At 32.9% G+C, this 19,088-nt stretch carries 15 protein-coding genes; 12 read left to right on the top strand and 3 right to left on the bottom strand.

Annotation, left to right across the window (positions count from 1 at the left end):
- Nucleotides 1-88 precede the first annotated feature (88 nt).
- The 5 genes from BUC29_RS12375 (at nt 89) to BUC29_RS12355 (ending at nt 8,329) form a co-directional block, all read left to right on the top strand.
- Nucleotides 89-4,573, top strand: a complete 4,485-nt coding sequence (locus BUC29_RS12375) for a translocation/assembly module TamB domain-containing protein (protein WP_073416490.1) — start codon at nt 89-91, stop codon at nt 4,571-4,573.
- A 309-nt stretch (nt 4,574-4,882) separates the two neighbouring features.
- The gene (gene pfkA, locus BUC29_RS12370) at nt 4,883-5,869 is read left to right on the top strand and encodes a 6-phosphofructokinase (protein ID WP_073416489.1); all 987 of its coding nucleotides are present in this window, start codon (nt 4,883-4,885) and stop codon (nt 5,867-5,869) included.
- A 94-nt stretch (nt 5,870-5,963) separates the two neighbouring features.
- Complete coding sequence (gene gap, locus BUC29_RS12365; RefSeq protein ID WP_073416488.1) at nt 5,964-6,968, top strand: type I glyceraldehyde-3-phosphate dehydrogenase; 1,005 nt, start codon at nt 5,964-5,966, stop codon at nt 6,966-6,968.
- Nucleotides 6,969-7,092: 124 nt separating this feature from the next.
- Complete coding sequence (locus BUC29_RS12360) at nt 7,093-7,944, top strand: N-acetylglucosamine kinase (protein ID WP_073416487.1); 852 nt, start codon at nt 7,093-7,095, stop codon at nt 7,942-7,944.
- A 10-nt stretch (nt 7,945-7,954) separates the two neighbouring features.
- Complete coding sequence (locus BUC29_RS12355) at nt 7,955-8,329, top strand: methylglyoxal synthase (protein ID WP_073416486.1); 375 nt, start codon at nt 7,955-7,957, stop codon at nt 8,327-8,329.
- On the opposite strand, the gene BUC29_RS12350 is transcribed toward BUC29_RS12355, so the two are convergent.
- Both BUC29_RS12350 and BUC29_RS12345 read right to left on the bottom strand, forming a co-directional pair.
- On the bottom strand, nt 8,310-8,690 hold the full coding sequence (locus BUC29_RS12350; protein WP_035646972.1) for a RidA family protein: 381 nt from the start codon (nt 8,688-8,690) through the stop codon (nt 8,310-8,312). The genes BUC29_RS12355 and BUC29_RS12350 overlap by 20 nt on opposite strands.
- 25 nt (nt 8,691-8,715) lie before the next feature.
- Nucleotides 8,716-11,418: a putative LPS assembly protein LptD gene (locus BUC29_RS12345; RefSeq protein ID WP_073416718.1), complete on the bottom strand. Its 2,703-nt coding sequence runs from the start codon at nt 11,416-11,418 to the stop codon at nt 8,716-8,718.
- A gap of 82 nt (nt 11,419-11,500) precedes the next feature.
- Between BUC29_RS12345 and BUC29_RS12340 the strand changes: the two genes are divergently transcribed.
- The 7 genes from BUC29_RS12340 to BUC29_RS12310 all read left to right on the top strand — a co-directional run bounded on the left by BUC29_RS12340 (nt 11,501) and on the right by BUC29_RS12310 (nt 18,301).
- Nucleotides 11,501-12,616 (top strand): N-acetylmuramoyl-L-alanine amidase family protein, encoded by a 1,116-nt coding sequence (locus tag BUC29_RS12340; RefSeq protein WP_073416717.1) that lies wholly within the window; start codon nt 11,501-11,503, stop codon nt 12,614-12,616.
- 51 nt (nt 12,617-12,667) lie between these two features.
- On the top strand, nt 12,668-13,633 hold the full coding sequence (locus BUC29_RS12335) for an MlaD family protein (RefSeq protein ID WP_073416485.1): 966 nt from the start codon (nt 12,668-12,670) through the stop codon (nt 13,631-13,633).
- A 5-nt stretch (nt 13,634-13,638) separates the two neighbouring features.
- Entirely contained in the window at nt 13,639-14,970 is a 1,332-nt protein-coding gene (locus tag BUC29_RS12330; protein ID WP_073416484.1) for a 4Fe-4S dicluster domain-containing protein, read from the top strand.
- 129 nt (nt 14,971-15,099) lie between these two features.
- Nucleotides 15,100-15,891 carry a (Fe-S)-binding protein gene (locus BUC29_RS12325; RefSeq protein ID WP_073416483.1) on the top strand — a complete coding sequence of 264 codons (792 nt, stop codon included), beginning with the start codon at nt 15,100-15,102 and terminating at the stop codon, nt 15,889-15,891.
- 99 nt (nt 15,892-15,990) lie between these two features.
- On the top strand, nt 15,991-16,473 hold the full coding sequence (locus tag BUC29_RS12320; RefSeq protein ID WP_073416482.1) for an ABC transporter ATPase: 483 nt from the start codon (nt 15,991-15,993) through the stop codon (nt 16,471-16,473).
- Nucleotides 16,474-16,712: 239 nt separating this feature from the next.
- Nucleotides 16,713-17,849 carry an N-acetyl-alpha-D-glucosaminyl L-malate synthase BshA gene (bshA, locus tag BUC29_RS12315; RefSeq protein ID WP_073416481.1) on the top strand — a complete coding sequence of 379 codons (1,137 nt, stop codon included), beginning with the start codon at nt 16,713-16,715 and terminating at the stop codon, nt 17,847-17,849.
- Nucleotides 17,850-17,878: 29 nt separating this feature from the next.
- Nucleotides 17,879-18,301 carry a protease complex subunit PrcB family protein gene (locus BUC29_RS12310; RefSeq protein WP_073416480.1) on the top strand — a complete coding sequence of 141 codons (423 nt, stop codon included), beginning with the start codon at nt 17,879-17,881 and terminating at the stop codon, nt 18,299-18,301.
- 172 nt (nt 18,302-18,473) lie between these two features.
- Here BUC29_RS12310 and BUC29_RS12305 read toward each other — a convergent pair whose 3' ends face one another.
- Nucleotides 18,474-18,971, bottom strand: a complete 498-nt coding sequence (locus BUC29_RS12305; RefSeq protein WP_073416479.1) for a hypothetical protein — start codon at nt 18,969-18,971, stop codon at nt 18,474-18,476.
- Nucleotides 18,972-19,088 lie beyond the last annotated feature (117 nt).

The raw sequence follows: 19,088 nt of genomic DNA, 5'->3' as shown, positions 1-19,088 counted from the left end.
TAAATTTATACAAAAACAATAATAATAAGCAGTTATCAAAAGAATTAAGAAAATAGTATCCAGAACCCTGATTGGCTTAATTTTACTTTTGCTGGTACTTGCTATCACTCTTTCTTTACCTGTCGTTCAGACAAAAATTGCAAAATATGTTACCGAAACCCTTAATACTGATTTTAAAACAGACATTAGTATTGAAAAGGTTGCGATTAATATTTTTGGCGGTGTAAAGCTTAAAAATGTCCTTATTCGGGATCATCACAAAAAAACGATGATTTATTCGGATATTATTACTACTGATATTTTAAGTATAAAACGACTTATAGACGGCGATTTGCTTTTTGGTGATCTTCGTTTAACGGGCTTGATTTTTAATATCAAAACCTATAAAAACGAAGACGAAAACAATATTAATAAGTTTATTAAATTGTTTGAAACCAAAGAAGAAAAGAAACAATCAGGTAAACATTTTCTTTTTACGGCCAAAAATGCCTACATCGAAAAAGGAAATTTCTCTGTTGTTGATGAAAATAAAAGAACGCCTCGTTTTTTAGATTTCAAAAAGCTGAATGCTTATATAAGCGATTTTAAATTATACGGGCCGGATGTAACGACTACGATTCACAGATTTTCATTTCTTGATCATCGCGGTTTGTACGTATCAAATTTCACAGGGAAATTCAGTTATACTAAAAAACAGATTAAAGTTGATAATCTGGCTATCAAAACAAAAAGATCTTCGATTTACGGAAAAGCGATTTTAAATTATAAACCGGGAGATTTTCTCGAATTTACAGATAAAGTTCAGTTTAATGTTGCAATGGATTCTTCTTCAATTGCTTCAAATGATATTCGTTATTTTTACGACGGATTGGGTAAAAACCAGCATTTTAAAGTTAAAACTAAAATAAAAGGAACTTTAAATAACCTGAATTTAAATCATCTAAGACTTAGCGATGCAAACGGTTCTAAAATTTTTGGAACAATCAATTTTAGAAACCTTTTGGGGACAAAAGAACAGAAGTTTTCTATGGACGGAAAATTTGATAAATTGATTTCCAGCTATGATAATTTGGTGGTTTTACTTCCGGATGTTTTAGGTAAAAAACTTCCGAAAGAACTTAAAAGAATCGGAAAATTTAATATTGTTGGTAAAGCAAAAGTTTCGACTACAGATTTAGAAACCGATTTTAAAATGGCAACTGATTTAGGAAACGGAAAAGTTGATCTTCATATGAATAATATGGATTTTATCGACAAAGCTTCTTATTCCGGAAATATAGTTTTGGATAATTTTAATATTGGTGCTTTATTAGGACGAAAAGATATTGGTAAAACAACTTTAGATATTGATGTTGAAGGTGTTGGTTTTACTGAAAAATATTTAAATACAATTTTAAAAGGTGATATTAAGAAATTAGATTACAATAAATATACTTACAGTAATATTGTTGTAAACGGTAATTTTAAACTTCCGTATTATAAAGGACAAATTTCTGTAAACGACCCAAACCTGAATTTAACCTTTGATGGTTTAGTTGATTTAAGTAAACGCGAAAGCCGTTATGATTTTCATATTAATGTAGAAAATTCAGATTTACGAAAACTAAAATTCATAAACGATTCTATTTCTCATTTTAAAGGCGATGCAGTTGTACAGCTTACAGGAAATTCGATTGAAAATCTTCAGGGAAATATTTATATTACAGATGCAGAATATCAAAACCCAAAAGCAACATATACTTTTGATGAAGTTACCGTAAGTTCAAATTTTGATGCAGACAGACTTCGAACCATTACGATGAATTCATCAGATATTGTTGAAGGGAAAATAGTGGGTAAATTTCAGTTTGCACAATTGGATAAACTGGTAATGAATTCCGTTGGAAGTTTATACACTAATTATAAACCTTTTAAAGTTAAAAAAGGACAGTTTCTGCGTTTCAACTTTCATGTATATAATAAGGTAGTCGAAATGTTGTATCCTGAAATGCAAATTGATTCGAGTACTGTAGTTCGTGGAAAAATAGATTCGGATCTTCAGGAATTTAAATTTGGATTTAGATCAAAACAAATCAGCGCGGCAAAAAATACTTTTGATAATATCCGAATCAGCATTGATAACAAAAACCCACTCTATAATGCTTTTGTCGAGTTAGATAGTATAAAAACGCCTTATTATAAAATACGTGATTTTAATTTAATCAATGTAACTTCAAAAGACACACTATTTGTTCGTTCGGAGTTTAAAGGAGGCGATAAAGGCCAGGATTATTTTAATCTGGATTTGTTTCATACCATTGATAAAAACAAAAATAATATAGTCGGGATCAAGAAATCCGAAATGAAATTTAAAGATTATTTATGGTATTTAAATGAAGATGCCAAAAAAGATAATCAGATTGTTTTTGATCAATATTTTAGAAATTTCACGATTGATAATATTGTTCTTTCACATGAAAATCAGAAAATTGATTTAAACGGAGTTATCAAAGGGAAGGATTATAAAGATGTTGTCCTCAATTTTGAAGATGTGGATATTAATAAGATTACACCTTTTAATTCGAAGTTTGTTTTTAATGGAAATTTAAACGGAAGCGTAAATTATAAACAGAATAAAGATGTTTATCAGCCAACTGCCAATATTGTTGTCGATCATTTGAATTTAAATAAAGTCGATTTAGGAACTTTAAATTTTGATATTTCGGGAGATCAGAGTTTTAAAAAGTTTACTATAAATTCTTCGATTGTAAATGGTTTTGCAGAGTCGTTTAGGGCAAATGGAACTTTTGCAGTCGAAAATAAAGAAACATTTTTAGATTTAAATTTAAAGCTTGAAGGATTTAATCTTGCAACTTTAGGAACTGTTGGCGGTGATGTTTTATCAAACGTAAGAGGTTCTGTTTCCGGAAATGCGGCAGTGGTGGGTAATTTGAAAAAACCGGAAATCAACGGACGTTTGTATGTTGAAAAAGCCGGAATGACAATTCCGTACCTAAATACCGATTATGAATTGAGTGACAGAACCGTTATTGATTTAACAGATGAAAAATTCCTGTTTAGAAATAACCAGTTAACCGATACAAAATACGGTACAAAAGGATTGCTGAACGGAACCATTGAGCATCATAATTTTGGAGACTGGAAACTAGATTTAAACATAACGTCAAAACGATTAGTGGCGCTTGATACAAAAGATAGTGAAGATGCGGCTTATTTTGGAACAGCATTTATAAACGGATCTGCAAGTATAAAAGGTCCCGTAGAAAGTTTATTTATCAAGGTTGATGCAAAATCTGAAAAAGGTACAGAAGTTAAAATCCCTATTAGTAATGTGCAGAATTCCGGAGAAAGCAGCTGGATTCATTTTGTAACTCCAAAGGAAAAATACAATTTGTCAAAAGGTATCGTTGAAAAAACGAGAAATTATAACGGACTTGAACTGGAATTTGATTTTGATATTACGCCAGACGCCGAAGTCGAAGTAATTCTGGATCGAAATTCCGGTCACGGTATGAAAGGAAAAGGATACGGATCTTTATTATTTAAAATCAATACGCTCGGTAAGTTTAATATGTGGGGAGATTTCCAGGCATACGAAGGAACATATAATTTTAAATATGGAGGTTTAATCGATAAAAAATTTGCGGTTAAAAAAGGAGGTTCGATTATTTGGGAAGGAAACCCAATGAAAGCACAGTTAAATCTGGAAGCTGTTTATCGAACTTCTGCAAATCCTGCCGTATTATTAGATAATTCTTCTTTCAATAAAAAAGTCCCTGTAGAAGTTGTAATTGGTTTGAGAGGGGATTTAACTAGTCCTGAACCTAATTTTGATATTCAGTTTCCATCGGTAAGCAGTGTTTTAAAATCAGAAATTCAATATAAACTGGATGATAAGGATATTCGCCAGACACAGGCTTTGTATTTATTATCTACAGGTTCATTTATGAGTCAGGATGGATTTAACCAAAGCGATTTATCAGGAACTTTTGCCGAAACTGCTGCGAGTTTGCTGGGAGGTATTATAAAATCAGATAATGATCTTATAGATATTAATTTAAATTTTATATCAGCAGACAGAAGGATAGGGCAGGAAGCCGACGGACAGTTTGTTGCTAATATCTCATCGCAGATTAATGAACGAATTTCGATAAATGGAAAAGTAGGAGTTCCGGTTGGAGGAGTAAATGAATCGGCTATTGTTGGAGATATAGAAATCTTATATCGTGTAAACGAAGACGGATCGATGAACCTTCGTTTATTTAATAAAGAAAATGATATTAATTATGTCGGACAAGGAATTGGCTATACTCAAGGTGTAGGTATCTCGTATGAAGTCGATTTTGATACATTTAGTGAGCTTGTAAATAAACTTTTTAAAAGTCATAAACTCGAAAGAGCCATTAAAAGTTCAGACGAATTTCAGGATTCAAACTTAAATCCTGATTATATTAATTTTAATAATACTAAAAAGGAAGCAGAAAAAAATAAACAGAAACCTGAAAAAAAGGAAGAAGAAAAGCCAAAGCCGCAAAATAACAATGAAGGTTTGATTCCGGATAACGATTTCTAACATATTGTTAAAATAGTATAAAAAAACCATTCGATGTGACGAATGGTTTTTTTTATGCTTAAATTTAGCAATTTTCGTTTCAAACGGTTAATGAACTAAATCTTAGATTTTTATAACACTTCATTTGGGTATTGTTATTTTTAAGGAATTAATTAAAAAAAGGGGTATTTATTATTTTAAATGAAATTTTTGGTATCAAAAAACTTATTAACGAAAACGTTTGAATTTAACAGATTTTATTAATTTATAATAAACATAACGAGAAAACTGGTGAATGTTTGCTAATTTTACAACTTTAATACTTAAATAATGTCAAAAACAATAAAAAAAGTAGGTGTTCTTACCTCTGGAGGAGACTCACCGGGAATGAATGCTGCAATACGATCTGTTGTTCGAACATGTGCTTATCATAATATAGAATGCATAGGAATTTATAGAGGGTATCAGGGAATGATCGAAGGAGATTTTAAAGAAATGGGCCCTCGAAGCGTTAACAATATTGTAAATAAAGGGGGGACGATATTAAAATCGGCTCGTTCTGTTGACTTTAGAACCCCTGAAGGTAGAAAAAAAGCTCACGAAAATCTTTTAAAAGCCGGAATCGATGCTTTGGTTGTAATAGGCGGAGACGGAAGTTTTACCGGAGGTTTAGTTTTTAATTCAGAATATAATTTCCCTGTAATGGGAATTCCAGGTACAATTGATAACGATATTTACGGTACAAGCTTTACTTTAGGTTATGATACTGCTTTAAATACTGTTGTTGACTGTATTGATAAAATTAGAGATACTGCAAGCTCACATAACCGTTTATTCTTTGTGGAAGTTATGGGTAGAGATGCTGGTCACATAGCACTTAATGCCGGTATTGGCGCTGGTGCAGAAGAAATCCTTATTCCTGAAGAAGATTTAGGTCTTGACAGATTGTTAGACTCTCTTCAAAAAAGTAAAGCTTCAGGAAAATCATCAAGTATAGTAGTTATTGCCGAAGGTGACAAAATTGGTAAAAACGTATTCGAATTAAAAGATTACGTTGAAGCAAATCTGCCTGAGTACGACGTAAGAGTTTCTGTTTTAGGACATATGCAGCGTGGTGGTTCGCCGTCTTGCTTCGACCGTGTTCTGGCAAGCCGTCTTGGTGTAAAAGCTGTAGAATCTTTACTTGAAGGAAAATCAAACTACATGGTAGGTCTTAAGGAAGATAAAGTTGTCTTAACTCCGCTTGAGCAGGCAATTAAAGGAAAATCTGAAATTGATAGAGAATTATTGAGAGTGTCAGACATTATGTCGACATAATTATATAAAATAAAGTTTAAAAGAGAAGAAGTTTATTGTGAGGAAATTAGACTTTGAATTAGTATAATAAAAACAAAAGCAAAAATTTAGTAAAATGTCAAAAGTAAAATTAGGAATAAACGGATTTGGACGTATCGGAAGAATCGTTTTTAGAGAGTCTTTCAATAGAGATAATGTAGAAGTTGTAGCGATCAATGATTTATTAGACGTAGATCACTTAGCTTACTTATTAAAATATGATTCAGTTCACGGTCGTTTCAACGGAACTGTAGAAGTTAAAGAAGGAAAACTTTATGTAAACGGAAGAAACATCCGTATCACTGCAGAAAGAAATCCTGCTGATTTAAAATGGAACGAAGTTGATGTTGATGTAGTAGCAGAATGTACAGGTATCTTCACAACTATTGAAACTGCAAGTGAGCACTTAAAAGGAGGAGCTAAAAAAGTTATCATTTCTGCTCCATCTGCTGATGCTCCAATGTTTGTAATGGGAGTTAACCATGAAACTGCAAAAGCTTCTGATTTAGTTGTTTCTAACGCTTCTTGTACTACAAACTGTTTAGCTCCTTTAGCTAAAGTTATCCACGATAATTTCGAAATCGTTGAAGGTTTAATGACAACTGTTCACGCAACTACTTCAACTCAAATGACTGCTGACGGACCTTCTAGAAAAGACTGGAGAGGTGGACGTGCTGCAGCAATCAATATCATTCCTTCTTCAACAGGAGCTGCAAAAGCGGTTGGAAAAGTTATCCCATCTTTAAATGGAAAATTAACAGGAATGTCTTTCCGTGTTCCTACTGCTGACGTTTCTGTTGTAGATTTAACTGTAAAAGTTGCTAAAGAAACTACATATGAAGAAATCCTGGCTGTATTGAAAAAAGCTTCTGAAAATGAATTGAAAGGTATCTTAGGATATACTGAAGATGCAGTTGTTTCTCAGGACTTTATTTCTGATAAAAGAACTTCAATCGTTGATGCTACTGCAGGAATCGGATTAAACTCTACTTTCTTCAAATTAGTATCTTGGTACGATAATGAGTACGGATACTCAAGCAAATTGATCGATTTATCTGTGCACATCGCAGGTTTAAAATAATATTTTATATTTTTACAAAATCCCGTTATCACCAAAGTAACGGGATTTTCTTATTTTGTTGTCTCTTTAATTAATGTAAAAAATACACTTATTGAAGAAAAACTAATCCAAAAAACAAAAAAAAATGAAATTAATAGTTGATAGTGGATCTACTAAAGCCGATTGGATTGCAATTGATGATAATGGAAAAGTATTATTCACGACACAAACTTTAGGATTAAATCCTGAAATTCTGGACGGTCCGGAAATTATCTCACGTTTAAACGACCGTTTTGATATTTTACAAAATAAAAAAAATGCAACGCACTTGTTTTTTTACGGAGCAGGATGTGGAACAGACAGAATGAAAGAATGGTTAAAACAAATCTTTCAGGAGTATTTTTCAAACGCAATTGTTGATGTTCAGGAAGATACTTATGCAGCTGTTTATGCAACAACTCCAAAAGGAGAAGAAGCAATTGTGTCTATCTTAGGTACTGGCTCAAACTGTAGTTACTTTGATGGAAAAGTATTGCATCAAAAAGTTCAGTCATTAGGATACATCGTAATGGATGACTGCAGCGGAAACGTTTTTGGAAAAGAATTAATTAGAAAATACTATTTTAATAAAATGCCTAAGGAATTGGCTGTTGAACTTGAAAAAGAATACGACGTTGATCCTGATTTTATTAAAAACAAATTATATAAAGAGCCAAATCCAAATGCTTATTTAGCAACTTTTGCAAAGTTTTTAATTAAACATAAAGACACAGAATTCTGCAGAAAAATCATTTTCAAAGGAATGAAATCTTTTGTGAAAAACTATATTAAGCAGTTTGATAACTGTAAAGAAGTTCCTGTGCATTTCGTAGGTTCTATCGCATTTTATTTAAAAGATGAATTACAGGAAACATTCGATAAATACGAGCTTAAATTAGGAAATGTATTAAGAAGACCAATTGACGGTTTAATTGCTTACCATGTCGCTAATCAATAGTTCCGGGTTTATGGAAATTGCAATTATTGCTCACGACGGTAAAAAAGCCGATTTGATTGATTTTTTGATTAAAAATGAAGCTGTTCTTCATAATGAAAAAATCAAACTAATTGGTACCGGAACAACTGGAGGAAAAGCCGAAGCAGCGGGATTTAAAACGCAGAGAATGCTTTCAGGACCTTTAGGAGGTGATGCTCAAATAGCGGGCAGAGTAGCGGAAGGAATTACAAATATGGTTTTCTTTTTTAAAGACCCATTATCAAGCCACCCGCATGAGGCTGATATTAATATGCTAATTCGTGTTTGCGATGTGCATAACGTGCCGCTGGCAACAAATGAAGCAACGGCACAATTATTATTAGATGCTATTGCACTGCAATTATAGAGATTTCAACATTTACATTTTTTGGCAGACATGCCACTTGAACCGTTTCACGTGCTGGAGCGGTTTTTTCGTTAAAATAAGAACCGTAAACCGTGTTGATAGCTCCAAAATTATTCATATCCATAATAAAAATTGTAGCTTTAACTACATTTTCAAAAGTCATATCAGCAGCTTCAAGAATTGCTGCAATATTTTCCATTACTTGTTTGGTCTCGTCATTAATATTATCAGTAACAAGCTCACCCGAAGCAGGATTGATAGCAATCTGACCCGAAGCATAAAGTGTATTTCCTGATAAAACAGCCTGATTATAAGGTCCAATAGGTGCTGGAGCCTTTTCTGTAAAGATTATTTTTTTCATAATAAATTTATTTTAAGTCGACGAATTATCGATTTGAAGTACTTCGTTTATTCCACTTAATATCACTAAGCATACCGGATTTAATTCCGATAAAAAAGTTCCAGTTAGCGTTTGGTCCCATAGGGTTCCAGTTAAATGCCATTCTCCAGCTTAATAAATCTCTTTCAAAACGGAATTGAGTAAAAGTAACCCCTTTTTGTACAAAATCATAACCGGTAGAAACCCCGCCTTTCCATTTAGGTGTAATATCCATATTGGCAGAAATCATGATTGAATTTCCGGAAATTTTATTCTCACGAGCAGCATTTGTATAGGTTAACGAGTAAGCCATTGTCATATCCCAAGGGATTTTTGAACTAAAAAATTCGCTTACTGCATCATCTTCTCTTTCCGGTTCATTGGCAAACTGACTATTTCGGCTGTCATTTAAATCAGTATTTGTTCCAAATAAGTCATCATTACGACCACCATTACGCTGGCTTTGGTTGTTTTTTTCTTTACCGCTTCCTTTATTTGAAAAAGAGTAATTCATAGTAAGGTTTGCGCTGGTCATTCTAAATAAACTTCCACCGTTATCAATGTTGTATTTGTTGATAACGTTCCCTGCATTATCAATAGCGTATGGATTTAAAACAGCTCCAAAATTGACATTCATTTTATTGTCAAAAAATTGCGTTCCACCACTTACCACAACCGGCTGCCATGCCAGAGTCTTTTTTCCGTCAGCGCTAAAATTATAACTAGTGTTGAAATTTAAGTTGTTTAAAAGCATTATCTTCTTCGGTTCAGTTTTCGTGCTGTCCTTGTCTCTTACTTTAGCTTCAAAAGTATTGCTTAATGCAAAACCAACTATATTCGAATTGTTTTGCCCGGGTGCACCATAAACACCATTTGCGAATCGGGAATATTCATCTGTCGAAATTCTACCCGCTGCGTCAACTGTATAATGGTCGTAGTATCGTTCAAAACTTGGCGTATACGAATACGTTATACTCGGTCTCATGACGTGACGAATAGCCTGAATTTTTTTATCTTCACCAAAATTAAAGGTACCATAAATAGTGGTTCCTAAATTGGTACTTAAATTATAAGTTCTGTAAGAATCAAATCCGTTTACAGTTTTGTCTATAACTTTTCCTTGTGTTGCATCGTAATTTCTATCAATAGTTTTGGTAACCCATGTTTCCTGATAGTTAGTTGATGCTCCGGCACTAAAATATTTAAATATTTTAAAGTTTGTACTAATTGGAATAGTGTGCTGCATACCAATTTGTGCATCTCTAAACATCTGTGGTTTAAAGAATAATGAATCGTAAGTAACGATGTTGTTTTTACCCGTTACGTTATATTGAAGGTTAATATTTTTAATAAAACCTTTTTTAACCCCGTCTTTTCCAACAAAAGGATAAACACGATCAATGCTTCCCTGAAGATTTGGAAGACTCATCTGGATTTGTTCTGTCTGCGTATTTTGCTGATGTGTTGCTGTTAACGAAATACGAGAACCCGGAATAGTATTAAAAGTTTTGTTATATGAAATTGATGAACTTAATGTATTGTTTAGATTTGAACCAATATTGGCCTGGTTAATCGACCGTTTAAAGTATTTACTGCTACCCATATTTACAGAGGCAGAGAAAGTAGAATTCGGATTAGATTTTGTGTCTTTTGAGTGTGACCACTGAATATTGTAAATATTTTGTTTTGAGTAATCAGGATAACCTCTTTCGCTGCTAATTAAATTCTCATAACGAATATTAACGTTTCCTCGGTATTTATACCTTGTAGCATAGGCCGATTCAAACCGCAAGGCGTAACTACCATTGGTATAATAATCTCCCAAAACAGTTAAATCATAATTGTCGCTTAAAGCAAAATAATAACCACCATTTTGTAAAGAGAAACCTCTTGTGTTAGAATCGTTATAGCTTGGAATAATAACCCCAGAAACACTTTTTTCCTGACTTAAAGGAAAGTATCCATAAGGAAGTGCTAATGGAGTAGGAACATCAGCGATAACCATTTGGGTTAAGCCTGTTACGATTTTTTTTCCGGGAACAAATTTTATTTTGTTAGTCTGAAAATAGTATTCCGGATTATCAATATCTTGTGCCGTTGTAATACGTGCTCCTTTTAAATAATAAACAGAATCGTTTTCTTTTTTAGTAATAGCAGCCTTAATATTCAATTCGCCTTGTTTGGTTCTTGAATTGTAAATTAAAGCTTTCTTTGTTTTAAAATTAAATCGAATAGAATCCGGCTGAACTTCGCTGGCGCCTTGTTTAAAATTGGGATACTGGACTAAAACTCCTGCAGAATCCTTTATTCTTCCGGCATAAACTTCATCTTTTTCGTAATTCAAAACAATTATACCCGATTTTAATTCAACATCTTTATAGTATAATTCTGCTTCGTTATATAAAGTAATCAGTTTTTTCTTCTGATCGATTTTTGCATAATCTTTTGCCTTATATCGAACCTTGCCGTCTAAAAAAGTCTTGGTAGGCCTGACAGTGTCTAGTTTTATAGTGTCATTTTGAGTTATTTGAGGCTTATCTGTTTGTTTTGCAGCTGGTAAAGGCTTTTTTTTAGATTTTATCTCTTGCGAATATAAATTACCACATCCCAATGTTAGGAAAAATGATATTAAAACGATATTAAATAAGTTTGTCTGCAAAGGTTTAAATACTATTTTTGTAAAATTATGGCTTGTTTTTTGACATGTCAAACTTACATATAATTTTTTGGCAAAAATAATCAATTGTAAAAATTATAACAGCTGCGTTTTATTAAAATTAACTTTTAGATTTATGAATAGATTAAACAAAATTAAGGTAATCTTTACTTTTTTTCTAACAATAGCGTCATTTTGCACATATGGTCAATCAAATGTTTTTAAAGTAACACTTGATGCCGGACATGGAGATCACGACTTTGGTGCAGTTTACAGCGGCCGGATTGAAAAAAATATTGCCTTGGCTATTGTTTTAAAAGTGGGGAAAATTTTAGAGCTTAATCCAAATGTTAATGTAATTTATACTCGTAAAACAGACGTTTTTATTGATTTGGTCGAAAGAGCCAATATTGCAAACAGAGCCAACTCAAATATATTCGTTTCTATACACTGTAATGCCAATAAAAATACCGCTGCAGACGGAACCGAAACCTACGTAATGGGTTTGAGTAAAGTAGCATCAAATCTTGAAGCCGCAAAAAAAGAGAACTCGGTAATTACTTTAGAGAAAGATTATAAACGAAAGTATGAAGGTTTCGATCCAAATTCGCCAGAATCCATGATCGGAATGACTTTAATGCAGGAAGAATATTTAGATAATAGTATTTCGTTAGCAAGTAAAATTGAAGATAATTTTGAAAAACTTGGAAAAAAAATTAGACAAGGCGGAGTAAAACAAGCGCCGTTTATGGTTCTTCACAAAGCTTACATGCCGAGGGTTTTAGTTGAAACAGGATTTGTTTCTAACCCAACAGAAGGAAATATTTTAAATTCAGAAGAAGGACAGGACGATATTGCAAAAGCTATTGCAGAAGCCATTTTGAGCTACAAAAGAGAATATTTTGGATCAGGAACTCCCGAAGCGGTTGAAGCTAAACCGGTAAAAGATACTTCGACACCAAAAAAAGCTAAAGTTGTAGAAGCTCCAGCTGCACCAAAAGGAACATTCTTTAAAGTACAGCTTATCGCGAGCATTAAAAAAACACCATTAGAGCCTAAAAATTTTAAGGGTTTAAAAAATGTGACAATGATTTACGAAAACAATATTTATAAATATTTCTATCAGGAAACTCCAAATTATGAAACTGCAAAAAAATATCTGGAAGAAGCTAAGAATAAAGGATATGGCGCTGCTTTTTTAGTTGCAAACAGAGACGGACAGAAAATCAGTATTGAAGACGCAATCAAATAATAGTCACAAGTTCGAATATTTATACTAAATTTGTAACAAACACTTAGAATTTTGAAACTAACAAGAGAAATTAAAACGGCTGTATTAGTCATCGCATCTATTTTATTATTTATCTGGGGCTACAGTTTTTTAAAAGGCAAGGATCTTTTTACAAACTATAAAACATTATATGCTGAGTATGATAATGTTGAAGAGCTGGCACAATCGGCACCTGTTACCATAAACGGACTTGTAGTTGGTAAGGTAAATAAAATAACAATCAACGAAACAACTGGAAAATTATTAGTTGAACTTCAATTAAAAACAGATTTTCCTATTTCTAAAACAAGTAAAGCATCTTTGTATTCTGCTAGTTTAATTGGAGGAAAACAAATTGCAATTATTCCTAATCTTGCAGATAAAGAGCCGGCAGAAGACGGAGCAACGCTTCAGTCTGAAGTAAAGCTTGGATTAACCGAATCTTTAGGAGGAAAGATTGAACCAATTGAAGAAAAGCTCAATAAAATGCTTGTAAATATTGATAATCTGGTTACTGGATTAAACAATGTTTTAGACAAAAAAGGACAGGAAGATTTAAAGAAAACTCTGGCTGAGTTAAGTCAGACAATGGAACAATTCCACAGAGCTTCAGGAAGTATCAACAATATCTTGGATACTAACAAAAGCCAGATAAACGGAGTTGTGACAAACTTTAATAAAATGTCCAGCAACTTCAATAAAATTTCCGATTCTTTAAACAAAGCCGATCTTGGAAAAACAGTTCGTAATTTAAATCAAACTTTAGCAAAAGTTGACGGAATTATGGCAAATTTAAATTCTGGAAAAGGAACTGCAGGTAAATTATTAAACGATGATGCTCTTTATAATAACCTTGCAAAAACTTCAAAGGAACTCGAATTATTATTGCAAGATGTTCGTTTATATCCAACACGTTATGTAAATGTTTCGCTTTTTGGAAAGAAAAACAAACCATACGTAGCACCAGCAGAAACCCCTAATTCAACTGATAAAAAATAATTATAATGAGTTATTTAGATAACATTTTATTCGCCATACTTCTTGTAGCAGGTTTTGGTTTTTTTGCAGCGAGCGTAAAAAAAATCATCCGCAACATTAATTTAGGAGTTGACGTAGATAGAAAAGATAATCCTAAAGCTCGTTGGAAAAATATGGCAATGATTGCTCTTGGGCAGTCAAAAATGGTGAGACGTCCTGTTGCCGGAATACTGCATATTTTTGTATATGTAGGTTTCATAATTATTAATATCGAATTACTCGAAATCATAATCGATGGTTTATTAGGAACTCATAGAATTTTTGCACCTTATTTAGGTGTAGTTTATGATGTTTTAATAGCTTCATTTGAAATACTGGCAATACTTGTAATTTTTTCAGTTACCGTTTTCTGGCTTAGAAGAAATTTTATCCGACTGAAACGTTTTATACATTCTGATTTAACAGGATTCCCAAAAAGCGATGCAAATTATATTTTGTATTTTGAAACTGTTTTAATGATTTTGTTTTTGTTGATGAATGCATCAGACCTTCATTTGCAAAACGTTCCGGGAGGAGTTTTTCATAAAGCAGGAAGTTTTCCAATAAGTCAGTTCATTGCGCCAATTTTTAATGGAATGTCAAACGAATTGGTTGTAATATTATTTGAAGCATTTTGGTGGCTTCATATAGTGGGTATTTTGATATTTATGAACTATTTGTATTTTTCAAAACACTTACATATACTTTTGGCTTTCCCAAATACTTATTTTGCGAATTTAAAACCAGAAGGACAGTTTGATAATTTAGCTTCAGTTACAAAAGAAGTTAAGCTGATGATGGATCCAAATGCAGATCCGTTTGCAGCAGCTCCGGTTGATGAAAATGCAGTTCCTGCTAAATTTGGAGCGAGTGATGTTCAGGATTTAAACTGGGTTCAGCTTTTAAATGCTTATACCTGTACAGAATGTGGTCGTTGTACTTCTTCTTGTCCGGCAAATCAAACAGGAAAAAAATTGTCTCCACGTAAAATTATGATGGATACGAGAGACCGTTTGACAGAAGTAGGGAAAAATATTGATGCCAATAAAGGTGTTTTTGTTCCGGATAATAAAACATTATTAAACGATTATATTACGCCAGAAGAACTATGGGCCTGTACGTCATGTAATGCCTGTGTAGAAGAATGTCCGGTAAACATCAGTCCGTTGTCTATAATTATGGATATGCGTCGTTATTTAGTAATGGAGCAGAGTGCTGCGCCAATGTCATTAAATGCCATGATGACGAATATCGAAAATAATGCAGCACCTTGGCAGTACAGCCAGCAGGACCGATTAAATTGGAAAAACGAAAATTAAGATTTGGTTTAACTGTTTAATTGTTTAACTGTTTAATCGATAAATAGAATAAAGTGAGTTTTTTAGAAATGGTTAATTATTTAATCGATTAACCAAATCAACGATTAACCGATTTAACAAAAAAAGAAAATGTCAGAAAGTTTAGTAGTGCCAACAATGGCAGAAATGCTTGCCGAAGGAAAACAACCAGAAGTTTTGTTTTGGGTAGGTTGTGCAGGAAGTTTTGATGATAGAGCAAAAAAAATTACGAAAGCATTTGTACGTATTTTAAACCGTACCAATGTATCTTTTGCAGTATTAGGTACAGAAGAGAGTTGTACAGGTGATCCTGCAAAAAGAGCCGGAAATGAATTTTTGTTTCAAATGCAGGCTATGATGAATATTGAGGTTTTGAATGCTTATGAAGCAAAAAAAATCGTTACAGCATGTCCGCATTGTTTTAATACATTAAAAAATGAATATCCTGAATTAGGCGGGAAATACGAAGTTATTCATCATACAGAATTCTTAAAATCATTAATTGATGACGGAAGGCTTACGGTTGAAGGAGGACAGTTTAAAGGAAAGAAAATTACTTTTCACGATCCTTGCTATTTAGGAAGAGCCAATAAAGTTTACGAAGCTCCAAGAGATTTAATTCAGAAATTAGATGTTGAATTAGTCGAAATGAAACGTTCTAAAGCAAATGGCTTATGCTGTGGTGCCGGTGGAGCCCAAATGTTTAAAGATGCTGAGCCTGGAAACAAAGAAGTAAACGTTCTTCGTACAGAAGATGCTTTGGAAGTTAAACCGGATATTATCGCTGCTGGATGCCCATTCTGTAATACTATGTTAACAGACGGTATTAAACATGCACATAAAGAAGGTGAAGTAAAAGTAATGGATGTTGCTGAGTTAATTGCTAATGCACAGGATTTGTAAAGGTTCTAAGGGACTAAGTTGCTAAGTTTTTAACTTGAAACATTAAACCTGAAACTTTTCAAAATCTAAAATCAACAATCTAAAATCTAAAATTAAAAAATGTATATACCTTTTGAAAATTTACCTGGTGAATCCAGAGTTTGGATTTACCAATCGAACAGAAAATTTTCTGAGGAGGAGTTTTCTGAAATTGAAACTGATTTAAAAGCTTTTGTAGAAGAATGGGCCGCTCATGGAACAAGTCTTGAAGCGTCATTTCTGTTAAAATATAATCGCTTTATAATATTAGCGGTAAATCAGGAAGTGCAAGCTGCTACAGGTTGTTCTATTGATAGTTCTGTAGAATTTATTCAAAGCTTAGAGAAAAAGTACAATGTCGATTTATTGGACAAGATGAATGTTACTTTTAAACTTGGAGAACATATTGCACACAAACCATTAATTGATTTCAAGAAAATGGTAAAAGATAAATCGGTTTCTGAGAATACGATTGTTTTCAATAATCTAGTTAACAATATTGAAGAATTCAACGAATCTTGGGAAGTTCCTGCTGCCGACAGTTGGCACAGCAGATTTTTCTAAGAGAAATTTATAGTATATTTGAAAGGCATGAAATTTAGGTTTTATGCCTTTTTTTAATTGTTTCAAGTTTTAAGTTTCAGGTTTCATTAAGTTTGTTATTCCTCGTTCCTAGGAAAACAATATAGCAAAGAATCTAACAGTCTAATTATCTGATATCTCCAAGTTTTACAAAAATCTAACAAATCAAACGGTCAATTAAACGCTATTTTTGAGTATTTTCGTAGAATTAAATTTAATACATGAAAATAGCAATAGTTTGTTATCCGACATTTGGCGGTAGTGGTGTAGTTGCTACAGAACTAGGTCTCGAATTAGCCAGACGCGGACACGAAATACATTTTATAACTTACAGTCAGCCAGTACGATTGGCACTTTTAAATCCAAATGTTCATTATCACGAAGTAAACGTTCCTGAATATCCTTTATTCCATTATCAGCCGTACGAATTGGCTTTGTCAAGCAAATTGGTTGATATGGTAAAATTGTACAAAATAGAAGTTCTTCATGTACATTATGCTATTCCTCATGCTTATGCAGGTTATATGGCGAAACAAATGCTGAAGAATGAAGGAATTAATCTTCCGATGATTACAACACTTCACGGAACTGATATTACGCTTGTTGGAAATCATCCGTTTTATAAACCTGCGGTAACTTTTAGCATCAATAAATCAGATTATGTGACTTCGGTTTCGCAAAGTTTAAAAGATGATACTTTGAAATTATTCAAAATTAAGAATAAGATTAAAGTAATTCCAAATTTTATAGAGCTGGATAAAGTTAGAAAAGACCCAACAGAACCTTGCCACAGATATGTTATGGCAAAGGAGAATGAACGAATAGTTACGCATATTAGTAACTTTAGAAAGGTAAAACGTATTCCGGATATTATTAAGATTTTCTATAATATTCAAAAAGAAATGCCTGCAAAATTAATGATGGTGGGTGATGGTCCTGAAAAGGAGAGAGCTGAAGTCTTGTGTATGGAACTTGGAATTTACGATAAAGTAATTTTCTTTGGAAACAGTAATGAAATAGATAAGATTTTATGCATGACCGATTTGTTTTTACTTCCATCCGAAACGGAGAGTTTTGGTTTGGCAGCTTTAGAAGCAATGGCTTGTGGTGTTCCGGTAATTTCAAGTAATTCGGGAGGTTTACCTGAAGTTAATTTTGACGGAATTTCGGGTTACTTAAGCGATGTTGGAAATGTTGATGAAATGGCAGCAAATGCAATTAAAATCCTTAAAGATGACGTGACTTTAAAAGAATTTAAAGCAAATGCACTGGAAGTTGCCAAAAAGTTTGACATCAAAAACATTCTCCCTAAATACGAAGCTTTGTACCAAAAAGCAATTGATGATTATAAAGAGTAAGAACCATTAATTTTAAAAATTTGAACGTAATGAAAAAAGTAATTTCGGTTTTAGTAATTTTTGTTTTGGTTTCCTGCGGAGCAAAAAAAACAGCAAATTCAACAGCTTTGTATGAAGTTTTAACAGAACAGCCAGATGGCGGAGGAAACATCAAATTCTTTGAAATTTTAACAGAACCTAATGAAATTAAAATGCTGCAGAATGATCCTCTTCTGTCTTCTAAAATGAAACATGATGATATTAATACTTCAAATTATGTCATTCTGAATATGGGAGAAAAAAACACAAGCGGCTATACTATTGGTATTGAAAAAGTCGAAGAAACAGATAAGAATATTATCATTACGGTAAAAGAAAATAATCCCGCTCCGGATGCTATGGTAATGCAGGTAATAAGCTATCCATATACAGTTGTAAAAGTGCATTCTAAAAAGGAGATTATTATCAAATAGTATTAGAAGTAAAAAGTTAGAGGTTAAATCATGCTGAGCGAAGTCGAAGCTCTTTTTACCTCGAAAGTCCTTCGACTTCGCTCAGGGTGACAATTACTTTAACTAACAAATAAAAAAAACCTGTCGCATTAAAAACGACAGGTTTCTTCTTACAATTATTTTTTAATTTTAATTAGAATCTGAATTTAACGCCTAGACCAACGTCAAATCCAAAATTGTCATCGTCATAGTATCCAGAACCAATTTCAGGTCTTGCATCTAATGACAGTGTAATAGGCACTTCCTTAAATCTATATTCGATACCAATGTCTCCAGCTGCAAAAACATAAGTTCCGCTATCATTGTATCTGTAATTGTTGTTATAATAATCGTGATCCCAAGCGGCTAAACCACCACCAACACCAGCGTACCAGTTAAATCCCCCATCGATGTTCCAAACCCATTGATAAAGTGCCACACCTTTAATAGCATCAACATCACGGCTGTTTCTCCAGCCTAAATCAAATTCAAGTCTGTTTTTTTGATTTAAACCTAATTGGTATGAGACTTCTCCTCCAAAACCGTTATTGTCTCCTAAACGTAATCCTAAAGCGTGCTTCGAAATTTCTTGCGATTGAGCCGTAAATGCTAATCCAAAAAGCATAATGGCAGATAATAGTATCTTTTTCATAAAATGGTTAATTAATTTTTGTCAAATTTAGATTTCCTTATTTATGAAGAACGTATAATATTTTTAGAAATTGTTACATAATTCACATTTTTGCGAATTTTGATACACTCAAAAGTT

It is taken from the genome of Flavobacterium defluvii (genome assembly GCF_900129555.1).
Taxonomy (GTDB): Bacteria; Bacteroidota; Bacteroidia; order Flavobacteriales; family Flavobacteriaceae; genus Flavobacterium; species Flavobacterium defluvii.
This window is presented reverse-complemented; position numbering and strand designations above follow the sequence as displayed.

Excerpts from the sequence above, each read along its gene's own strand:
- pfkA (WP_073416489.1), top strand. The coding sequence starts at position 4,883 with ATGTCAAAAACAATAAAAAAAGTAGGTGTTCTTACCTCTGGAGGAGAC.
- gap (WP_073416488.1), top strand. The coding sequence starts at position 5,964 with ATGTCAAAAGTAAAATTAGGAATAAACGGATTTGGACGTATCGGAAGA.
- BUC29_RS12360 (WP_073416487.1), top strand. The coding sequence starts at position 7,093 with ATGAAATTAATAGTTGATAGTGGATCTACTAAAGCCGATTGGATTGCA.
- BUC29_RS12355 (WP_073416486.1), top strand. The coding sequence starts at position 7,955 with ATGGAAATTGCAATTATTGCTCACGACGGTAAAAAAGCCGATTTGATT.
- BUC29_RS12350 (WP_035646972.1), bottom strand. The coding sequence starts at position 8,690 with ATGAAAAAAATAATCTTTACAGAAAAGGCTCCAGCACCTATTGGACCT.
- BUC29_RS12340 (WP_073416717.1), top strand. The coding sequence starts at position 11,501 with ATGAATAGATTAAACAAAATTAAGGTAATCTTTACTTTTTTTCTAACA.
- BUC29_RS12330 (WP_073416484.1), top strand. The coding sequence starts at position 13,639 with ATGAGTTATTTAGATAACATTTTATTCGCCATACTTCTTGTAGCAGGT.
- BUC29_RS12325 (WP_073416483.1), top strand. The coding sequence starts at position 15,100 with ATGTCAGAAAGTTTAGTAGTGCCAACAATGGCAGAAATGCTTGCCGAA.
- BUC29_RS12320 (WP_073416482.1), top strand. The coding sequence starts at position 15,991 with ATGTATATACCTTTTGAAAATTTACCTGGTGAATCCAGAGTTTGGATT.
- bshA (WP_073416481.1), top strand. The coding sequence starts at position 16,713 with ATGAAAATAGCAATAGTTTGTTATCCGACATTTGGCGGTAGTGGTGTA.
- BUC29_RS12310 (WP_073416480.1), top strand. The coding sequence starts at position 17,879 with ATGAAAAAAGTAATTTCGGTTTTAGTAATTTTTGTTTTGGTTTCCTGC.
- BUC29_RS12305 (WP_073416479.1), bottom strand. The coding sequence starts at position 18,971 with ATGAAAAAGATACTATTATCTGCCATTATGCTTTTTGGATTAGCATTT.